The following is a 19,424-nucleotide window of genomic DNA, read 5'->3' on the forward strand; positions in this document are numbered from 1 at the left end:
ACAAGATCTCGGCGCCGTGATGCGCGCCGAGACACCTACAGGAGTGAAATCCATGGACACCAGCAAACTGCTGAGACTCTACACCAGTGAAAACGCCTATTCTGGCTCCACCAAGGTCTTCCAACTGATCTGCGAACGCGCCAGGGACCAAGGCATTGCCGGCGCCACGGTACTCGATGCCCGCCTCGGGTTTGGCCGAACCGCTCACCTGCGCACCAGGCACATCCTGGAAGACGAACGTTCTGTCGTTATCGAAATGATCGACGAGTACGAAAAACTCCAGGCGTTCGTGAACAGTTTGGAAGACATCAACGGCATCGCCCTCATCACCATGGAGGCGATTGCAATCTTAAGGGTGGGTGACAGATGACCCGGCGCCCCCTTCCTTTTGTCGCTGGGTTGGCGGCGATGACGGTGGCGCTTCAAGCATGCGCCACCGTCCCCACGGGTCCGTTTCCGGGTCAAAGCGTCCAGGACCCGAAAGCCCGCAGAACCTTGAGCTTTCGTTGCCAAGCCGAAGCGATCTGGCCTGCACATCAGAACGCGGACTATCGCAACGGCGGCGCCCGCCGCCGCTCCCAGATCGACAACGACCCCGGCGCCGAAGTCAGGGAGATGCGACAGCTCTGCTGGCAGATGGCTAAAGCGAACGACGCAACCGCGCCCGCTCTCATGCAGCAATGCACCGAACGACTGGCGGCGATCTCCCGCAAGTACGGTACGGCCGCCGCCGACCACATCACCCGGCAACGCAATATCTGCCAAAGCCTTACCGGGCAGGCCAGTCCCATTTAACCGGCCTGATCCAGGCAGGTCCTACGACATCGAGGAGTTTACACCGTGGCTCACACTCACGACCATTCCGATCCCAAACACTCGCATCCCCACGACCACGGGCATTCGCATGGTCCAAGTGGTCATAGCCAAACGCCCAGGGATTTCGGCTTCGCGTTCCTGGTAGGCATTCTCCTCAACTCGCTCTTCATCGGCGGAGAAGTCCTGTACGGATTGAAGGCGAATTCGTTGTCGTTGCTCGCCGATGCCGGACACAACGCCTCGGATGTCCTCGGACTGTTCGTCGCGTGGGGCGCCACCATCCTCGCGAAACGCCAGCCTTCGGGAAAATACACCTACGGTTTGCGCAGCGCCTCCATTGTCGCTGCCCTTGCCAACGCGGTTTTCCTCCTCGTGGCGGTTGGCGGTGTTGCCTGGGAGGCCATTCTACGCTTCGAGAACCCTGAGCCTTCGGCCGGCGTCACGGTTATGATCGTCGCCGGGATCGGCATCCTCGTCAACGGCTTCACCGCCCTCCTGTTCATGAGCGGGTCGAAAGGCGACCTCAACGTCCGTGGCGCATTCCTCCACCTCGCCTCGGACGCAGCCGTTTCGGCCGGGGTCGTTATCTCAGGAGCCGTCATGCTCGCTACAGGCTGGCTCTGGCTCGACCCGGTTGTTAGCCTTGTGATCGCTGTCATCATCATGCTCGGCACGTGGGGACTTCTGAAGGATTCCATGAATCTGTCCCTTCACGCCGTTCCGACCGGCGTCGATACGAACAAGGTCCGGAAATTTCTACAAGGTCAGGAAGGCGTCAGCAGCGTTCATGACCTTCACATCTGGGGGCTCAGCACGACTGACACCGCCCTGACCGCGCATATGGTCATGCCAGGCGGACACCCCGGCGACGCCTTCCTTCGTCACCTCGCCCACGAGTTGGAAGAAGACTTCGCCATAAACCACGCAACTGTCCAGATCGAACTGGGGGACACGGGTGATCAATGTGCACTCGAACCGGACACGCGCTTGTAGCACCGACCGGGCGGTGGAGAACCGGCGTCTACTCGAATTCCACGACAGATAATAGCGTCCGAAAATCCGGACGGCCTGATCTCAATCGAAAGTCTATGTCATGGCACACGATCCATTCTGCCCTCCGGACGAGGACAAGAAATTCAAGAAGACCCCTGCGGGAAAGCACGAGGTGCACCCGGAACACCAGCACGAAGACGATGAACTCGAAGGCCTGCACGGGCACGATCACGAGGAGGAAGAAGGTCCGATCTGGAAGACCGCCAAGGCGCGCCTGACGCTGCTTTGTGCCGCTGCTTTCGGAATTGCCTACTTGATCGCCAAGCTATTTCCCCAGACCGCGCCCTGGGGCTACATCGTAGCGATGCTGGTCGGCCTGGTCCCCATCGCCGGGCGCGCCTTCAAGGGCATGACCAAGGGATACCCCTTTACCATCGAAACCTTGATGACGGTCGCCGCGATCGGCGCAATCGTCATCAATGCAGCGGAAGAGGCGGCAGTAGTTATCGTCCTTTTCTTGGTCGGCGAGCTGCTCGAAGGCTTTGCCGCCGGTCGGGCGCGCGCCAGCATCAAGGCGCTGGCCACACTCGTTCCCAAGGAAGCCACGGTCGAGAGAGACGGAAAGCCGGTCAAGGTCGAGGCGTCGGAGCTGAAGCTCGATGACATCGTGATAGTCCGCCCTGGCGATCGCATCCCGGCCGACGGCCAGATCATCGAAGGCGAAAGTGCGATCGACGAAGCCCCGGTAACGGGTGAGTCCGTTCCAAAAAAGAAGGGCGTCGGCGATCAGGTCTACGCGGGCACCATAAATGACGAAGGGGTCCTGAAGGTCCGCATTACGGCAACCGCCGAGGACAACACGATCGCGCGGGTGATCAAGCTCGTTGAAGAGGCCCAGGAGTCCAAGGCCCCCACCGAACGCTTCATCGACCAGTTCGCCAAATATTACACACCTGGCGTGATGGTCTTCGCAGCGATGGTAACGGTGATACCGCCGCTCGCCATGGGCGCCCCCTGGTCGCAATGGGTCTACAAGGGCCTCGCCGTCCTTCTCATCGGCTGCCCCTGTGCGCTTGTCATCTCCACACCGGCAGCGATCGCCGCAGCGCTGTCCGCCGGCGCGAAGCGCGGGCTCCTGATGAAGGGTGGCGCCGTGCTCGAAACCTTCCGAAAGGTTTCATTCGTCGCGATGGACAAAACTGGCACGCTGACCGAGGGCAAGCCCAAGGTGACCGATATCATCGGCAAGGGCATAGACGACGTCGAGCTTCTGAAGCTGGCTGCCGCCCTGGAGTCCGGTTCGAGCCATCCTCTGGCGGTTGCTATCCTGAACGAGGCCAAATCACGAAGTATCGCACACGGGTCGGCTCAGGACGCCAAGGCCATGGGCGGAAAGGGAGTGGTTGGCAAGGTCGACGGCAAGGAAGTGGCATTGTTCTCCCCGAAGGCCGTAGAAGAGAAGGTCAGGCTGGCCCCCGAAGACAAGGAACAAATCGAGAAATTGAACGACGACAGCAAGACGGTTTCGGTCGTGCTGGTAGACGGTGAGATCGTCGGATACTTGGCCATTCGAGACGAGCCGCGTGAAGACGCGATGGCGGGTCTGGACGCGCTTAAGGACCTCGGCATCAAAACTTTGATGCTGACGGGGGACAATAAGCGCACCGGCACTGCGATAGCACAACAACTCGGCATGGATGCCCGCACCGAACTTTTACCGGAAGACAAGCAAGCCATCGTCAAGGAGTTGAAGGAAAAGGGCGAAGTCGTCGCCAAGGTCGGGGACGGAATTAACGACGCACCCGCGCTTGCTGCAGCCGACATCGGGATTGCCATGGGTGGCGGCACAGATGTCGCGCTGGAGACGGCCGACGCCGCTATTCTGCACGGCCGGGTCAAAGACATTGCCGACATGATCCGACTGTCGAAGTCCGCCATGAGCAATATCACGCAAAACATCACGATAGCCCTTGGCCTGAAAGCCGTTTTCCTGGTGACAACGATCATCGGCATCACCGGATTGTGGCCGGCGATCCTGGCGGATACGGGCGCAACAGTGCTCGTCACTCTGAATGCCATGAGGCTGCTGGCCTGGAAAGGATCGGGAAATGCCGAACTCTAGTCCGGCCACGCCCTTATCTAGTGCCGCATTCCGTCTGCAAGGGTTTCACGCGGATTTACGCCCGTTCGTTCCGATTTGCTCCGATTTGCGATGTACTTTCGCCAAATCGGAGATATAATTGTTTTGATTGGCATTTTTGATCGAGAGGTACAGCATTTAGTACATCATAAAATTTATCCACAGACTTATATATCTGTTTTTTAATTATATTTTCTGAAAGTCCGTCCAGTCCATCATGGGGGCGACAGAAAATTTATCTGGATTATCCAATTGATTTAACAGCACAATTTAGGTGATGGTCAAATTTGGCAAACTGATAACATAAAATGCGCAATATCCGAATTTAAATATCATGCAATATTTCAATGCGTTGTGGCTTTTACGGGACGCGATGATTTTCCACCAGATATGCGAAAGCCATCTGATCCAGTTCAGTGAAGTACCGTATTGATGTCCTTCACCGAGCAGAAAAGCGAGGCATGATACCTCTGTTCAATCAGGCGCGCGGCAGGGATTTACGCGTCCAGATGTGGCTGTCATGGCCTGGAAGGTGCGACAACGGACAAACGCCACGGTTCACTATTCCGCCACAGCCACGATATAGGAAAGGCTGTGGCTCTGCCTCTGCACAAGTCCATTGACAGCGCTTAGCTCCACCGCTTGCGTGTCTGGATCTGCCGTAAAACGGAAGCGCTGATCGCTGCCGCGCGGCAAGGACCACGCGCCAAATCCCTGATCCATGACGATCTGCATCTCGCGCCCCTGCGCGGTCCGGAAAAGCATGTAACGGCCATGCGGAACTCTTTGCAACTCCACCGTAAGATCGATACCCAGCCGCCGGGCATAAGCCGTGAGCCCTTCCGCGGCAGCCTCTCCGTTGCTCCATGCATGGGTAATCAGCCAGGGGGAGCCGCGGTCACTCACGGGTACGTCGGTCTTAAGTGTCACCGGGATCTTTGTGCCATTGATATCCTGCAAGGCCGCGACCGTATCCAGGAACAACCGTCCAACCATGGGACTGCGGACATAGGGATCGTAATAGGTCAGTTCTGTGATATTGCCCACCACGGTTACACCGCAGGCTTTGAACTGATCGAGCATATGTCGCGCCATGACCTTTCCCCAGCGGTCGATCATCTGATCCAGTTCAGCGGTTATCGTTTTGAACCGGGCACCTGGCTTGGGCAGCAGTGTATTGAGCACAACCGGCATGGCATCCACCTGCACAGCCAGGGTACCGCAAATGACAGGCGCATTGGGCGCCTGCCCCCAATAGGCGCTGATTTCGACCGCCTGGGCCTCGCGGCAGGCCCAGACCTGGCGGCTGGAAGGCCCCTCCACCACAGCCAGTACCGCGACGCCCTCCAGTGGCGAAGGGCCGCTCGCCAGCGAGATGTTCGATCTGAGCACAAAATCCCTCAGCGTCATGCGACTGGCGACATCCAGGGACTTCAGCCAATCGGGCGGCGCGACCAGGGTGACGGGATAGCCCCTGCGACTCCAGATTGCCAGATCGGATGCCGCCACCCACGCATTCAGTCCGGTCAGATCCGCGTCAGGCGGCAGGTAAACATAAAGACGCCGCGCCTGTGTCTCTGCCCTTAATGCGCGGTCGATTTCATTAAGAACGGATATCGACAACCGGGCATTCGGCACCAGCCGGTCTTCCGGTGCCAATTCCGCCTTATGCAGCAGATAAGCCCGAAGGTAATCCAGAGCTTCGACGCGATCGAGCGCATCTTCACGATCCGGTGCATCCGAGGTCAGCACACAGGCGGCACACGCTTTTACACACCCAGGCGTCCGGCAGTCGAGTATATCTTCGCACCCCTTCAGAACGGATTCGAGATAGTCCTCGATTGATACGGCGAAACCTGCACCACCCGCCGCCTTATCGAACAACAGCAGCGAGGGAGAAACAGCGGCATAGGGCCCAGGCATCATGCGCGTGGCAAACCCCATCTCGTCGGCCTCGATACCTAATTGTCGCGCCAGGCTTTCACGCAAGGCAATGGCCAGGGCATTGGCCGCGCCTTCGCTCATTGTCCGGGCAAGCTGCAACTCGACGACATCCGTGGTGATCTCATGTCCCAGCGCAATGTGACGTTTTATCTTCCAGGCATTGTCATTGCCCAGGCAGCGATCGTGGCTTTCGGTGCGTCCCCAGCGCAGCGGCCTGTGCTCCAGTAAGGGCTGGTGATCGCTGCCTTCCGGCGGTTCGGCTTCCGCCCGTCCGCAATGCAGGCAAAGGGCGTATTTATTCCCTTCCGGACCATGGTTGGCATAGAAGACGCGACCGGTGCGCGACTGACGCATCCGCCCGGTATCCGGCCACGGCAGGGCCCGCCATGGCGCATCGCGCGTGGACACCTCCGGAGGCCGTGCCGGCACATAGCTGATCGTATCCGTGTCTGCATGGTAATTTTCGCGTGGATCGACGGTAAAGCCCGCCGGGCGCAAAAACTCCGTCTGATCCAGGTTTGTCGATCCGCAGGCGGTACAGACATCGGGAAAGCGTTTGGTTGAATCGCTGGCGCCGCAATCGCCGCAGTGCCAGTGAATGCCGAGCGATTGCACCTCGCTCACCTTTTCCTCGGATGCCGGACGTTTCCAGTTGAGCGTGACGCCGGCGCTGCGATGCACCAACCCGTCCAGCACGATTTCGGAACCCGGTGCGTAATCACGAATGGCCAGATCCAGCGAACGTTGCGGCCCGACAGCCCGAAACGACCGCCGACCATCTGTCGCCTCCGGCGAATGCGGCGGCTTTTTCGGGATAAAGGTCACCACATGGTTTGGAAAGCCATGCCCCGGAAGAAAGCCGCGATCCGCCAGGGCACTCAACAGGAAGTCGTCGCAAAGCCGGCTCAGTTCCACGCCCATGCGTGACTGTCTGGCCGCCCCGCCTTCTTCCCTGGCCAGATCCTGAAATCCCTGCCACTCCCGAACAAATCGCGCCTCTACCTCATCGATAGCGGCTTTCGCATCGTCCAGAAGCCCGGTCTCGCCTTCGAGTACGGACCGCGCCACCAGCCCCTGGAGCGCCTCCATATGACGGTTGCGCGTATCAGGCAGCTCCAGCCATTCGCTGAAGCGGCCTACGGGACGCTCCTCCCGCTTCACCCGCGCTTCGCCAATCTGCGGCGCGCAGCCCATGAAGGCCCCGATCTTCATGCGCAGGGCATCACCTGCACGCTCAATCAGGAAGGCGCGCAGAAGACAGGCATTGACGTGCCTTTGCACGATCGGGCGGCTGGACAAGGCTACCTTCGGCGGCGCCATGCCGCGGTCCAGATATTTCAGGGGCGCTGAAAACGCTTCACGATCGAGCGGCCGATCCTTGCAATAGGTGAAAGCCAGAGACATGGCCTGCCCGCGACGACCGGCGCGGCCAACACGCTGACGGTAGTTGGCGATCGAAGGCGGAACATTGGTCATCATCACGGTGGATACCGACCCGATGTCGACCCCCATTTCCATGGTCGTCGAACAGTTGAGTATATTGATCTGGCCGTCCTTGAAGTCTTCTTCGTAACGGCGCAAGACCTTTGACGGCTGCTGCGCCGAATGCTCGGCCGAGCGGGCGTATTGCGCAAAGTGCGCCACACGATCGGTAATATTATTCCACTGCCCACCCTCCCGCAGGGTCTGGATGACAGCATCGGCGGACAACCAGTCGCGGATGGCGTCCGACGCCTCTGCTTCGCTGAATTGCCCGAGTTTCGGCATGGGGTGTGAAGGCATATCCACGGCATCCACCTTGAGCTTTTCCACTTTCGCATCGCCCTGGCCATAGGGCGTCAGGCCGAAAGGTGCGACATCAAGCAGGCGTCGGGTTTCCGGGCAGATACAGGCTTTTGTGACCGGCGCAACAAAAGCCTTTGTGAAATCGAGTCCCCGGCGATCCGGATTGCTGCTAAGCAGCATGGAGATGCGATCCCACGCCGCACGCAGACAATCATCCAGGTCATCACGGTCGCCCGTATTGGTCAGATCAAGCCCCAGTCCGCGCACCAGCATCGCCACGGGACCAGATCGGTTGCCTTTCTGACGGTGAGCGACAGGCCATTTTATGCGCGAGGTGCCGTCAAAACTCTGTCCTGGAGGCAAAAGCCCTTTCAGATATCCGGGCCTTGGCGGTTGCCCCTGCCGCGGCAAAAGCCAGTTACGATGCACATCTGCGAAATCGACACAGCGGTTGTTTCGCACGAAATGAGTCACAATCGCGGAGAGATAATTTTTCCAATCCTGTAGCGACTTTCCATGTCTTAGGAAGACATCCGGCACATGGCCGCACTCATCGATGATCGGGAAACGCAGGCGCGCCAGCCCCAGGGTTTCCACGGAGTTGGCGTGACGGGGACGGCGGGCCAGTTCTCGCAAGATGAGAAATTCTGCCAAACGACGCGGCTGGTTATAATCCGCCTCACGCCCGCCCCATACTTCGGCGATCCATTGGTGCGTCTCGATGCGCTCCGACAGCCTGTCTATCAAATCGTTCCAGGCTATCCCCTGAGTGTTCGCTTGCGTCAGACCAGCCAGCTTGCGCTGTAAGTCTTCGATCATCGCCAGCACCGGTGGAGGTGGCACAGGCACCGTTGCCAAAGCCGCCAACTGGCTGCGTATGTTTTCGGCCTCCGGCGTACTGGCCTGGGTTGCCGTCAGGGAATGCTGTACGCTGTGATAGATGAAGGAACGCACGAAGTTTCGCTCGGCTTCGGCTTGCATCCGGGCCGACATGCGCGCGGTTCCCTGGCGGCTGTCGGTAAAAGACAGCAGCCCACGCCCGCCGTATGGCGCCGAGTTGTCCGTCACTTTCGGGGCCACACCGTCGAGCAGCAGTGGCGCGGCATTACCGATCATGAAGGGCGCGCCGAAACGCAGAGGCCGGATAACGGCGCCGTTGCGGGGATTCGCCCCGCAGCATGGGCAATGGACGTCACCGTCGTTACGCAGTTCCACCCGGAAGGTCCGGATGCCCTCACCCGGCTGACCGACAATACATCCGGTGGCCAGATCGACGTGCTCTATACGCGCTGCCGCGCTGGGCTTGGCCGACATAAGATAGTGCTGACGTGAGGTAACCGGTTCATTCTCAGGCACCTCACCCGGGGACGCTTCATCATCGTCCGCCTCATCAACATCACGGGCCGCCTCCGCCGCGAACTCATCACGGCTCTCCGGGCGGCCGGGCGACACAAGCCGCCCCTGGCGACCTTCCACCGCCGTCAGCATGGGCGTACCACAATCGATACAGCTCAATATCTCCAGAGTTGGCGACCGACAGTCGGGGCATTGATCAGCGCGTTCGCTGAACAGGCGACCAAACGGCCAATCAGGAATGGACGGTCCGCAATCCGGGTTCAGGCAGGCCCATATCCCCGGCACCGAGCGTTCAAAGGCATGGATGCGCAGCGGCAATAATCGCTCGCTTTCACCCGTTGCGGGATGGCTGCGCGCGGCGCGTGAAAGCTGCGCAATAAAATCCTCCGTCTCAGTGCCATAACGCCGGGCCAGGGGCTCAAATGCCGACAAAGGCCGCGCAGCCTTGAGCAACCCTTCGACCAAAGACCAGATATCGGGGTCACTGCCCAGGCCGTCATAAAGTGCCTGCGGCGTCCGGGATGCCAGGTCGGTCAGTCCTCCGCCCCCCAACGGACGACCCGGCAGTTGACGGCCACCTTCGATGACATGAACCTGATCGTCACCTATGCCGCCGATCTCCGCCAGAAACGCCTTCAGCCGCTGAAGCGTATCCACGCCTTCCCCGATGGTGGCCGAGGTCGCCACGAAATGCACCTCCTCCGGCCTGACGTCAAACGCCAGCAGCACCCGACGCAGCAGGAGCGCGATTTCAGCCGCCGCCGCCCCGACGAACGAATGCGCCTCATCGAGGACGATCCATTTCAGCTTGCCCCTGGATTTTTCGATTATCGGCTGATCTTCAATGCGAGCCAGCATATATTCCAGCATGGTGATATTGGTCACCAGTACGGGCGGCGGGGTTTCGCGCAGGGTTTTGCGGTCGGGAACCCGCTCAGGCTCCGCCTGCAGGTTTGACCGACGCAAATCGGCCTTCAGGTCATTGTCCATGTCGCCATTGTACAGGGCATACCGCACCTTGCCATTCAGGGGTCGGGTCCATGCGGACAGACGCAGCCTCTGGCTCTCGATCAGGGCATTGAGTGGATACAGCATCAGCGCCTGCACCCCCTCCAAAGGCGCATTCTGCGCCTGCGCCTGTCGCGTCAGGTCGCTGAGAATGGGAAACAGGAAGCACTCGGTCTTGCCCGAGCCGGTGCCGGACGTCACCAGTACGGATTGCGGCTTTTTGTGATCGCTTAATGTGCGCCAGGCTTCATATTGGTGCCGGAAGGGGCGGCGTTGCCCCGGAAAGCGATATTCATCCTTTTCATCAAGACCCGATACGATCTCTACGAAACGCGGGTGGAGCACATCCGCCGGCACTTCGGCCAGTGTATTTTCCGCCGGTATGTAGGGATGCGCCGCCTCCAGGACCGGCTCCGACATCAGGCGGCCATGGGCGCCGCGAGCCCCTGAGAACAAGGCGCGCAACTCGGCCTTCAGACCGGCGTGGCTAAGGCCTGATTGCGCGATAATCGCTTCGGCCCCACGTTGATTGATGTCTTCAAGTGTCGAAAAAGGCGTCATCTGAATCACCTGTAAAGATTGAAAAAGGCCGCATAGGCCTGCGAAACATAGTCCGGCGCATCCCGCAGAACGCGCCGCAGCAAAAGCGCCTGAGCCGGGGTGATACGAAGCTTTCCCAGAGCACTGGCGGCCAGGACACCGGGGGCACAGAGCCCGCCCCAGTCTTCCAGGCTGAAACGCTCAAGGTCTTTCGGTATGTCGAGCCCCGCCTCGGCCAGTGCTTTTGGCAAGGCCGTCAGACGCAGTTCAGCCGGGTCGGGATGCTCACTGAATCGTGCGATATAGCCGCTGGCTAATGTCCTGATATCCAGCCGCGCCGGCACTGGGGTGAAGGGTATGCTAATATGGTTCAGTGTAGCGGACAGGGCCGGATCACATGCAACGACCCGATCCGCCGCCCCCCGCATCTGATCTTTGACAAGGGTCAGCCGCATCACCGGTTCGACTGCGGAAAGATCATCCAGCCACCGGCCGGCCTCGGCATGAAAGGCGGATCGCCAGGCTTCCACCGGCAAAGCCAGCCACAGAAACGGCAATTCGTTCTGCAGCCTCCATACCGCCTCGGCGCCGACTGAATCCCGTGAATGAACAAGCACTCTCGTGAGCGCTTCCGGCACCTGCCCCAGCAGTTTCAGGGCATCAAAAGCCATAGCCGGCACGCCTTTCAGCGCGGCGATATGAACATTAAAATACTCCAGATCAGCAAAATCAGCCGCCGGGGACGCAAAGCCCCGCATCACCGCACGCAGGGCCTCTTGCCGCCGGTCAAACTGGCTTTCAGTCAGCGCAGTACGCAAATGGCCGGCGGCAGGCGGCAGGTCACCTGCGCCGCTTACGGCCAACGGACGTGACAGAATATCCGGCCCGTCGCGCAGATAGACGAGCGTTGGCCCGGCGCAGGCGTCTGGCAGGATAAACCCGCCTTCTACCGGCGTCAGGGCATATTCATACCTGGGCTGGCAAACCATACGGGCGACGGGTATGCCCGCGGCCGGCAAAACGAGGGGCTTTGCCGCCTCAGGCCGCGGGTATCGATAGCGCTGCACCACCACCGGCGGTCGCGTGTCGCCGACGAATATAAGCCTGACCTGCGCGTCCTGATCGGCCGCGGCCACCAGCATTTCTTCAATGACGCCCCTGAGACTGCCAAGCGGGTATTCGTCACTGAAGTTGAGATTGAATGCCTCGCCCCTTCCCATGCTGGTCGTCGTTATCTGAAGGCGCGCCTTTCCCTGCGACACGAGCCGGGCGCCGCGCAGCTTCGCCAGGTCCAGCATCGCGCCGGGCGGCACAGCGCGCCCATCCCCTCCGATGATCATCGCCTCGCGGGCCTTGACCGGCATAATGATCGGAATGGCCGGCCCCTGCGCGGGCCGAAGCTTCATCCGCACGCGAAAAAACGGCCGCTCATGAAAACACAGGCGTGACTGCGCCGGTGTCAAAGGCTCCAGGTCAAGGCCCGGCTCATCGACGATCAACGACCAGCCCGGCACCCCGTCGAATACCACCAGGGCGTCAGTTTGAGTCTGCAGGGCCGCCCCCATCTTCGCGTCCGGCGGCAGGAGGCAGACGCACTGCTTTTCTATCTGGATGCCCGCCTGCGGATCGCGCCAGGATATCTCAACCAGACCTTCGCACCTCAGATCGTGGGCCAGCGGCTGCCATCGCTCACCCGGCCGGCGCCAGAAGATTTCACCTGATTTTACCGCCCGTTCGCGCCCGTGCGTTTCAATCCTCACTTTCAGAGGCGAATGGGCAAAGGCGATCCGGCTGTCCGCCGCTTCGATATGCGGGCTGATCGCCGGAATGATCAGGCGCTCTTCGCGCGCCGTACTGTCCGGTTCAATCCGGAATCGCGTTTCATCATCTTCCGGCGTAACATAGGCGACGGCGTCCAGCCGGTACAATGTCCCTGGCCGGCGAAGCGGGAACGCCGCGATGGGTGTCACCCCGGCGCCTTCGACCTGCCATTCGTCCGGTGCCCAGACATACAGCGTCTTCGCCGCTGAGCTGTAGGAGCCGCGCGCCTTGAGCACCAGCACGTCCGGCGTCTCACCGCGCCCTTCCCCGGCTTCGAAGACGCACAAATCCGAATTCAGCGCTTCGCCGCCGGGCCATGTCCAGGCGGTGCTTGCACCGCCCTCCACCAGATTGACCGCCACGGCCTGGCTGAATTCAAACCCCGGCAACGGATGCAGCAATTTCAGACGCGGCCTGATGCGCCAGGTGGCCTGCTCGCCGTCGGGCGGGTAGGCCACGGCGAAATCGCCCGGCACCAGGTCCGCCAGCCGCCCCGAAGGCACGATCTCCACGCGCCCCGCCGCCGAAAGGTGGGGGAACCTGTGCCTGGAAATTTCCCCGTCCGCCGCCAGGTGCAGGGCCTGCCGCCAGGTTCCCTCCTTGAACACCAGCAGCCGGCGCGCCGATACGCCCGCCGTATAGGGCGCCGTCAGTTTTTCACGCATCAGGCCGCTGAGCAGGCGGGTCAGGCCGCTGTCCTGCCCGGCCGGCACATGGATCGGCAGATCGCGCCGCCATTCCGGATGCAGGCCGTCCAGATAAACGACCGGATCGATCCCCCGCCGCGCCTCTTCAACCTGGCGCCGCCAATAGAGCAGCCGTTCGCACAGTTCGGCGCATTGCCGGATGAAGTCCTCATGGCGGTAGCTCGGCGGCAGGCCCTCGCGGTTTTCCCAGGCGACCGCCGCCAGGTGCTCCGGCGTGGCATCCTGCAGGCCGCTGCGCATGACCAGCCGCAGATAACCGCCGAGGGAGGCGCTGCTGTCTTCCAGCACCACATTGGCCGGAATGCCGCCTTCCAGCGACAGGGTAATAATAAATTCCCGGCTGCCATCCGAAGCGATCAGCAGGTCGCGCTTCCAGTATTGCAAGCCTTTCAGGGTCAGGCTGCGCTTGGCATTATCGTCAATAACGCCCAGGACGCCGGGCGCGACGTCATCCCAGCGCCGGAAGAGCGAGACGGCCTCCCGGCGGAACCATTCGGCCGCGAACAGCACGAACAGGCGCGCCGCGTGGTCTTCCTGCGCCTGCAGGCGCTTGCGGCCGTCGAAACTGGCCAGCACCTTCGCGGCGGTGGCATATTCCTCATCGCTGAGGCGATAGCGGTGCAGGGCGCGGCCATCGGGCCGGCTCAGCGTCCGCGTCAGCAGGAACTGCCGCAGCCAGGTCTCCGCCGGCGTCGTGACGCCCCGCGTCAGCCGCCGGATGGCGCCGACCACCTCTATCTGGAGATCGAGCGCCGCTTCGCTTTTGCGGTGGGTCAGCACCTGGTTGAGCGCCTTCAGCCGCGCCAGGTCATCGCCGGATTGGTCATATTTTACCCTTAGCTGGGCATCGGTCAGCGTCCTGAATTCATCGAACATTTTATCCTCCCCACCCCGGATACTCCCGAACCTTCTATACCCCAGGTTACAATATGCTTAAAATGCCCAGATAACGCGATCCCTGATTGACATCTTCTCAAATACGTATAAAAATTATACCCGTCAAGTTAATATACGTATTTTTCGAGGAGCACCGGATGGAGCCGGGTCAGTCATTACGGCGCTGGGGCGCGGAGCAGCGCATGGAGTTCATCGAATTCCGGCTGTTCTGGGAAGGCGGTATAAACCGCAGCGACCTGATCGATTTCTTCGGCGTTTCGGTGCCGCAGGCGTCGGGCGACCTCAGCGCCTACCGCGAGATGGCGGGCGATAACTTGGTCTATGACGCCAGCCGCAAGCGCTACATGGCCAGCGAAACCTTCGCGCCGAAACTCTACCGGCCCAATGCCGACCGTTACCTGGCGCAGATGAAGGGCCTCGCCGACGGCATACTGGAGGCCGGCGACACCTGGTTCCGCACCCTGCCCGAGGCCGCTGCCCTGCCGCTGCCGCATCGTCGGATCGATCCGTTCGCACTGCGGCGTTTGCTGGCGGCGATGCGCGCCGGCCAGTCGATCGAAATCTTTTATCACTCCATGAATCCGGCCGAAGCGGAACCGGTGTGGCGGCGGATCACGCCCCACGCCTTCGGCCATGACGGCCTGCGCTGGCACGTCCGGGCGCTGTGCCACCGCGATGGCCGCTACAAGGATTTCATCCTGTCGCGCTGCCGCGACCTGCGCGCCGAGGGCGACGGTATGGGGACGCCGCGGGATGATGCCCTGTGGCATGAGATTTTCACCGTCGAACTTATCCCCAACCCCGGCCTGACGCCCGGCCAGCAGGCGACCATTGCGCTTGACTACGGGATGACGAACGGCAAGGTATGCGTCCCGGTTCGCCGCGCCCTGCTCTACTATTTCGAGAAACGGCTGAGGCTGGACGTGGCGCCGGGGCAGGACAGCCTGCGGGAACGGCCCGTCGTCGTCGCCAATGCGGCCGACTTCGCAAACGCCCTCCCCAAGGCCGGGTAAGCCTCATGTCAAGTATCGGGAAAGAACAGCAATGATTACCGGCGAGATCAAGACCCAGGTCGATCAGATATGGAATGCCTTCTGGTCGGGCGGGGTATCCAATCCCCTGTCGGTCATCGAGCAGATCACCTACCTCCTGTTCATCAAGCGGCTGGACGAACTGCAAAACGTCGAGGAAACCAAGGCGCAGATGCTGGGCATTCCGGTCGAGCGCCGCATCTTTCCCGAAGGCAATGACGATCAGGGCCGGCCCTACAAGGATTTGCGCTGGTCCGAGTTCCGCAATTTCGAGCCGCGCGACATGATGGACGTGGTGGCCGACCGTGTCTTCCCATTCCTGCGCGAACTGGGCGCCGAAGGCTCCAGCTACGGCCAGCATATGAAGGATGCCCGCCTGGGCTTTTCCAATGCCGCCCTGCTGGACAAGGCCGTCCAGATGATCGACAAGATCGAGATGGGCAGCCGCGACACCAAGGGCGACCTCTACGAATACATGCTGGGCAAGATCGCCAGCGCCGGCACCAACGGCCAGTTCCGCACGCCGCGCCATATCATCGACATGATGGTCGAGCTGACGAAGCCAACCCCCGCCGATGTCATCTGCGATCCGGCGGCGGGCACCTGCGGCTTCCTGGTGGCGGCGGGCGAATATCTGCGCGCCAATCATCCGGACCTCTTCCGCAACGAAAAGATGCGCGAACATTTTCACACCGGCATGTTCCACGGCTTCGATTTCGACCCCACCATGCTGCGCATCGGCGCCATGAACCTGACCCTGCACGGCGTCGAAAATCCCGATGTCAGCTACCGCGACAGCCTGGCCCAGGAACATGACGGCGACGCCGGAACCTATTCGCTGATCCTGGCCAATCCGCCCTTTGCCGGCTCGCTCGATTACGAGGTGACGGCCAGGGACCTGCAGGCCATCGTCAAGACGAAAAAGACCGAACTGCTGTTCCTGGCCCTGTTCCTGCGCCTGCTGAAAACCGGCGGCCGCGCGGCGGTGATCGTGCCGGATGGCGTGCTGTTTGGCTCAAGCAAGGCGCACCAGACGATCCGCAGGATGCTGGTGGAAGACCACAAGCTCGATGCCGTGGTCAAGCTGCCTTCGGGCGTCTTCCGGCCCTATGCCGGGGTCTCGACCGCCATACTGATCTTCACCAGGACCGGGGTCGGCGGCACCGACAGCGTATGGTTCTACGATGTCCAGGCCGACGGCCTGTCGCTGGATGACAAGCGCAGCCCGCTGCTGCCGGATGACAAACAGGGGCCGAAAGCGACCCTGACCGCCGAAGAGCACGCGAAGAACAACCTGCCCGATGTGGTGGCGCGCTGGGCACAAAAGGACGGGAGCGAGCGCGAGCGTCCGCGCACGGCGCAAAGCTTCTGCGTTCCCAGGGCCGAGATCGCCGCCACCGGTACCTATGACCTGTCGCTCAACCGCTACAAGCAGGTCGAGCACGCAGAACAGGTGCATGAAACGCCCCAGGCCATCATCGCCGAACTGAAAGCGCTGGAAGCCGAGATCAGCGACGGCCTGGCCAAGCTTGAGGCGATGCTGGGATGAGTGTACTGGGTGAGGTTGCTGAAGTTATTATGGGGCAAGCGCCTGACGGCGAATCCTATAATTTTGCGAACGATGGGTTGCCTTTAATCGCGGGCGCCGGCGATTTTGGAGAGTTTGCTCCCGAAGCAAAGAAATACACGACCAGCCCGACCAAAATTTCAGAACCGGGCGATATTATACTCAGTATTCGCGCTACAATTGGCACCAAGGTAGTTGGCGACAAGACTTATTGCTTGGGACGCGGTGTTGCCGGGGTGCGTGCTAAAAAACATCTGGATCACCGCTATCTTTGGCACTGGTTGAGTCATATTGAACCTGTACTAGCAGCAAAGGGTAAAGGCGCAACATTCCCTCAGGTTTCACGATCTGACATCACTTCATTACAAATTTCGCTGCCGCCGCTGGACGAGCAGAAGCGGATTGCGGCGATCCTCGATCAGGCCGACAGCCTGCGCCGTCTGCGCCAGCGCAGCCTCGACCGCCTCAACACCCTCAGCCAGGCCATTTTCTATGAAATGTTTGGCGATCCCACATTACAGAGCAACACTTTGCAAGCTGTGAGGCTAAGCGACGTATGTAAGATTTCTTCGGGTTCTACACCATCTAGGGGGGAAGAGGGATATTATGGCGGGACAACTCCTTGGGTAAAAACTGGTGAAGTCAAAGGGGAAATAATTTACGATACGGAAGAACATGTTACGGAATTAGGTATCAAAGCTTCGCGGCTAAAAATTTACCCGAAAAACTCTATACTGCTTGCGATGTATGGCCAGGGGAAAACTCGAGGGAACGTCGCCCTTTTGGGATGCCCTGCTACAACAAATCAGGCTTGCGCAGTATTACAGGCAAAATCCGCTGTTATTCCAAGATTTTTGTTTGAGCAACTGAAAATATTGTACGAAGTTATCCGCCAAGGCGGACGGGGCGGCAATCAACCAAACTTAAACGGCGACTTGGTGGGTAAAGTTGAAATTATTTTGCCTGAAATCAAATCTCAAATGGCTTACGTAGAGCGCATCGAAACATTGTCTGAAGAGATGGAAAAAACATCTAAAAGTATGTCAAACTTGTATACTCTCTTCGCCTCACTTCAACATCGTGCGTTCCGGGGGGAACTGTAACCTACGGGATCAGGCGTGACCGATCATGCCGCGCTGCCTGGGCGCGGATATCCTCGAACAGGGGGCGCGAGTCCGACAACGGAAAAACCCGCGCCTCCGCATCCGCCAGGCTTTGCGCGATGACATCCAGAAGGCCGGCGTTCGGCGGCAGGTCGGCGACGACAATCAGGCGCTTGTCGCTGTGCGCCTTGAGAAGCTGCGCCTGCCCGGCGATGCGGCTGACGGCGTTCAGTTCCTGCCGTGGTGAGATCCGCACGGCTTCGATCAGGTTATAGCGGCCATTCTGATAGCCATAATCGGCGCGCAGGGGCTGTAGCAAACCGGGCAGGGCGACCGGTTCGGGCTTGCGGTCCACCAGGTCCAGAACGCCCTGCGCCTTGAACAGATCGGCCAGCTTGCGCTGCGCGCTCTTGCGGCGCGCCTGCGGCTCATCGTCCACCAGTTCGGCGAACAGGCGTCGCGCATCGGCATCGATATCTTCAACCGCGATCGGCAGGAATGGCAGGAGACGGAACAGGTTGGCGCGCGAACCGGCAAAGGCCGTCAGGCGCTCAAGCGACGGCGCCTCCTGGAATTCAAACTCCAGCCGATTGCGGAACGATGCCGCCATCAGGTTGAAATCGTGGGCGTTCTGGTCATCGAACAGCTTTTTGATGCGATGCGCATGGTCGCTCATCAGAACGCGCATCTGCCGGGCCTGCGGCCGGACGATGACGACGCCGGCATTGACGTACTCAAAGCTGGAAGGGCGGGCGCTGAACTGCACGACGCTGTAAAAGCCGCTTTTATCCGACATCCTTTCCTCCTTCCCACATCTCGCGCTGATAGATAATCTTGTCTTCAATGGTGCCGGCGACGTAACGGGCGCGCCTGAAAATCAGGTTTCGCCACGAGTGCTTCAACCGGGCGGTCACGCCCCAGTCCGGCGGGACCGCATCCAATAGGCTTTGAACCTGTCCTTCGTCAACCTGACCGAGGCGATCCGTCGCCGCTTTAATGGCCGCCTGCGTCATGTATGGTCTGAAGGCTGGAAAGAAACCGTAAACGCCATCGGCCTCGATCAATGCCTCGTCTTCCAATCCTTCATAGCCGGCATTGGAAAAGGCATGAGTATGATCGAAAACAATCAGGTCATATTTAAGGCTGCCGCCACTTTCCCGGCTGCGTGCGAACATGAGATTGTCGAGGTTCGCGGGCTTGTCGTCCAGAGAAGCTTCCGGCGGACAGCGGTCTTCGTTGCGTATCCAGGTGTCGAAAACGACGAGACGCGCGATATCTTCCGGCCGGGCCAGCTTGCCGAGAAAGGCGCCCTGGCCATCATAGGTGGCGGCGCGCAGGTAACCAGACAGGAAGGCCGGACCGTTTTCGATCGCGAAGTGTGGAGACCATTCGCGCGGCACGTCGCGCAAAGGCATCAGGGCAAAGTCGGGCGTTTTCAGGCCGAACCAGCGTGCCAGTTCCGTACCGACCAGTTCAAATGCCAGGGCCTCCGGTCCCATCGGATTGCCCATTGCTTTCATGATCGCTTCACCGCGATCGGTCACGACATGCAGGGGTTTTGTGCTGTTGGGCAGGGCTTCAACCACGCGAAGCAGCTTTTCCGGCTGCCACGTCCGGCCACAATCCATCATCAAAGCTCATGTCCCCCATAAAACTCTTGATTGAGCCGGAAACCTCGGTGACAAGGAATACAATTATTATGACACCAGGGGAATC

Annotated in this window: 11 protein-coding genes; 7 read left to right on the top strand and 4 right to left on the bottom strand. The window is 60.3% G+C overall.

Annotated features, from left to right (window positions below):
- Positions 1–52: 52 nt before the first annotated feature.
- The 4 genes from ACTHND_RS12100 to ACTHND_RS12115 all read left to right on the top strand — a co-directional run bounded on the left by ACTHND_RS12100 (position 53) and on the right by ACTHND_RS12115 (position 3,931).
- On the top strand, positions 53–370 hold the full coding sequence (locus tag ACTHND_RS12100) for a DUF190 domain-containing protein (protein WP_440178201.1): 318 nt from the start codon (positions 53–55) through the stop codon (positions 368–370).
- Positions 367–795 (top strand): hypothetical protein, encoded by a 429-nt coding sequence (locus tag ACTHND_RS12105; protein ID WP_440178202.1) that lies wholly within the window; start codon positions 367–369, stop codon positions 793–795. The genes ACTHND_RS12100 and ACTHND_RS12105 overlap by 4 nt, the downstream gene beginning before the upstream one ends.
- Before the next feature lie 45 nt (positions 796–840).
- A complete protein-coding gene (locus ACTHND_RS12110; protein WP_440178203.1) occupies positions 841–1,809 on the top strand; it encodes a cation diffusion facilitator family transporter in 969 nt (322 codons plus the stop codon).
- A 100-nt stretch (positions 1,810–1,909) separates the two neighbouring features.
- Complete coding sequence (locus ACTHND_RS12115) at positions 1,910–3,931, top strand: heavy metal translocating P-type ATPase (protein ID WP_440178204.1); 2,022 nt, start codon at positions 1,910–1,912, stop codon at positions 3,929–3,931.
- A gap of 579 nt (positions 3,932–4,510) precedes the next feature.
- Here the strand turns inward: ACTHND_RS12115 and ACTHND_RS12120 are convergent.
- Complete coding sequence (locus tag ACTHND_RS12120; protein WP_440178205.1) at positions 4,511–10,603, bottom strand: DEAD/DEAH box helicase; 6,093 nt, start codon at positions 10,601–10,603, stop codon at positions 4,511–4,513.
- A 5-nt stretch (positions 10,604–10,608) separates the two neighbouring features.
- A complete protein-coding gene (locus ACTHND_RS12125) occupies positions 10,609–13,986 on the bottom strand; it encodes an STY4851/ECs_5259 family protein (protein ID WP_440178206.1) in 3,378 nt (1,125 codons plus the stop codon).
- A 203-nt stretch (positions 13,987–14,189) separates the two neighbouring features.
- On the opposite strand from ACTHND_RS12125, the gene ACTHND_RS12130 reads away from it, so the two are divergent.
- The 3 genes from ACTHND_RS12130 to ACTHND_RS12140 are packed head-to-tail and all read left to right on the top strand — an operon-like array spanning position 14,190 to position 17,708.
- The gene (locus ACTHND_RS12130) at positions 14,190–15,020 is read left to right on the top strand and encodes a WYL domain-containing protein (RefSeq protein ID WP_440178207.1); all 831 of its coding nucleotides are present in this window, start codon (positions 14,190–14,192) and stop codon (positions 15,018–15,020) included.
- 31 nt (positions 15,021–15,051) lie between these two features.
- Complete coding sequence (locus ACTHND_RS12135; RefSeq protein ID WP_440178208.1) at positions 15,052–16,587, top strand: type I restriction-modification system subunit M; 1,536 nt, start codon at positions 15,052–15,054, stop codon at positions 16,585–16,587.
- Positions 16,584–17,708: a restriction endonuclease subunit S gene (locus tag ACTHND_RS12140; RefSeq protein WP_440178209.1), complete on the top strand. Its 1,125-nt coding sequence runs from the start codon at positions 16,584–16,586 to the stop codon at positions 17,706–17,708. The genes ACTHND_RS12135 and ACTHND_RS12140 overlap by 4 nt, the downstream gene beginning before the upstream one ends.
- Before the next feature lies 1 nt (position 17,709).
- On the opposite strand, the gene ACTHND_RS12145 is transcribed toward ACTHND_RS12140, so the two are convergent.
- The gene (locus ACTHND_RS12145) at positions 17,710–18,504 is read right to left on the bottom strand and encodes a DUF3037 domain-containing protein (RefSeq protein WP_440178210.1); all 795 of its coding nucleotides are present in this window, start codon (positions 18,502–18,504) and stop codon (positions 17,710–17,712) included.
- Entirely contained in the window at positions 18,494–19,339 is an 846-nt protein-coding gene (locus ACTHND_RS12150) for a HipA family kinase (RefSeq protein WP_440178211.1), read from the bottom strand. The genes ACTHND_RS12145 and ACTHND_RS12150 overlap by 11 nt, the downstream gene beginning before the upstream one ends.
- Between the last annotated feature and the right edge of the window lie 85 nt (positions 19,340–19,424).

It is taken from the genome of Asticcacaulis sp., assembly GCF_051954415.1.
Taxonomy (GTDB): Bacteria; Pseudomonadota; Alphaproteobacteria; order Caulobacterales; family Caulobacteraceae; genus Asticcacaulis.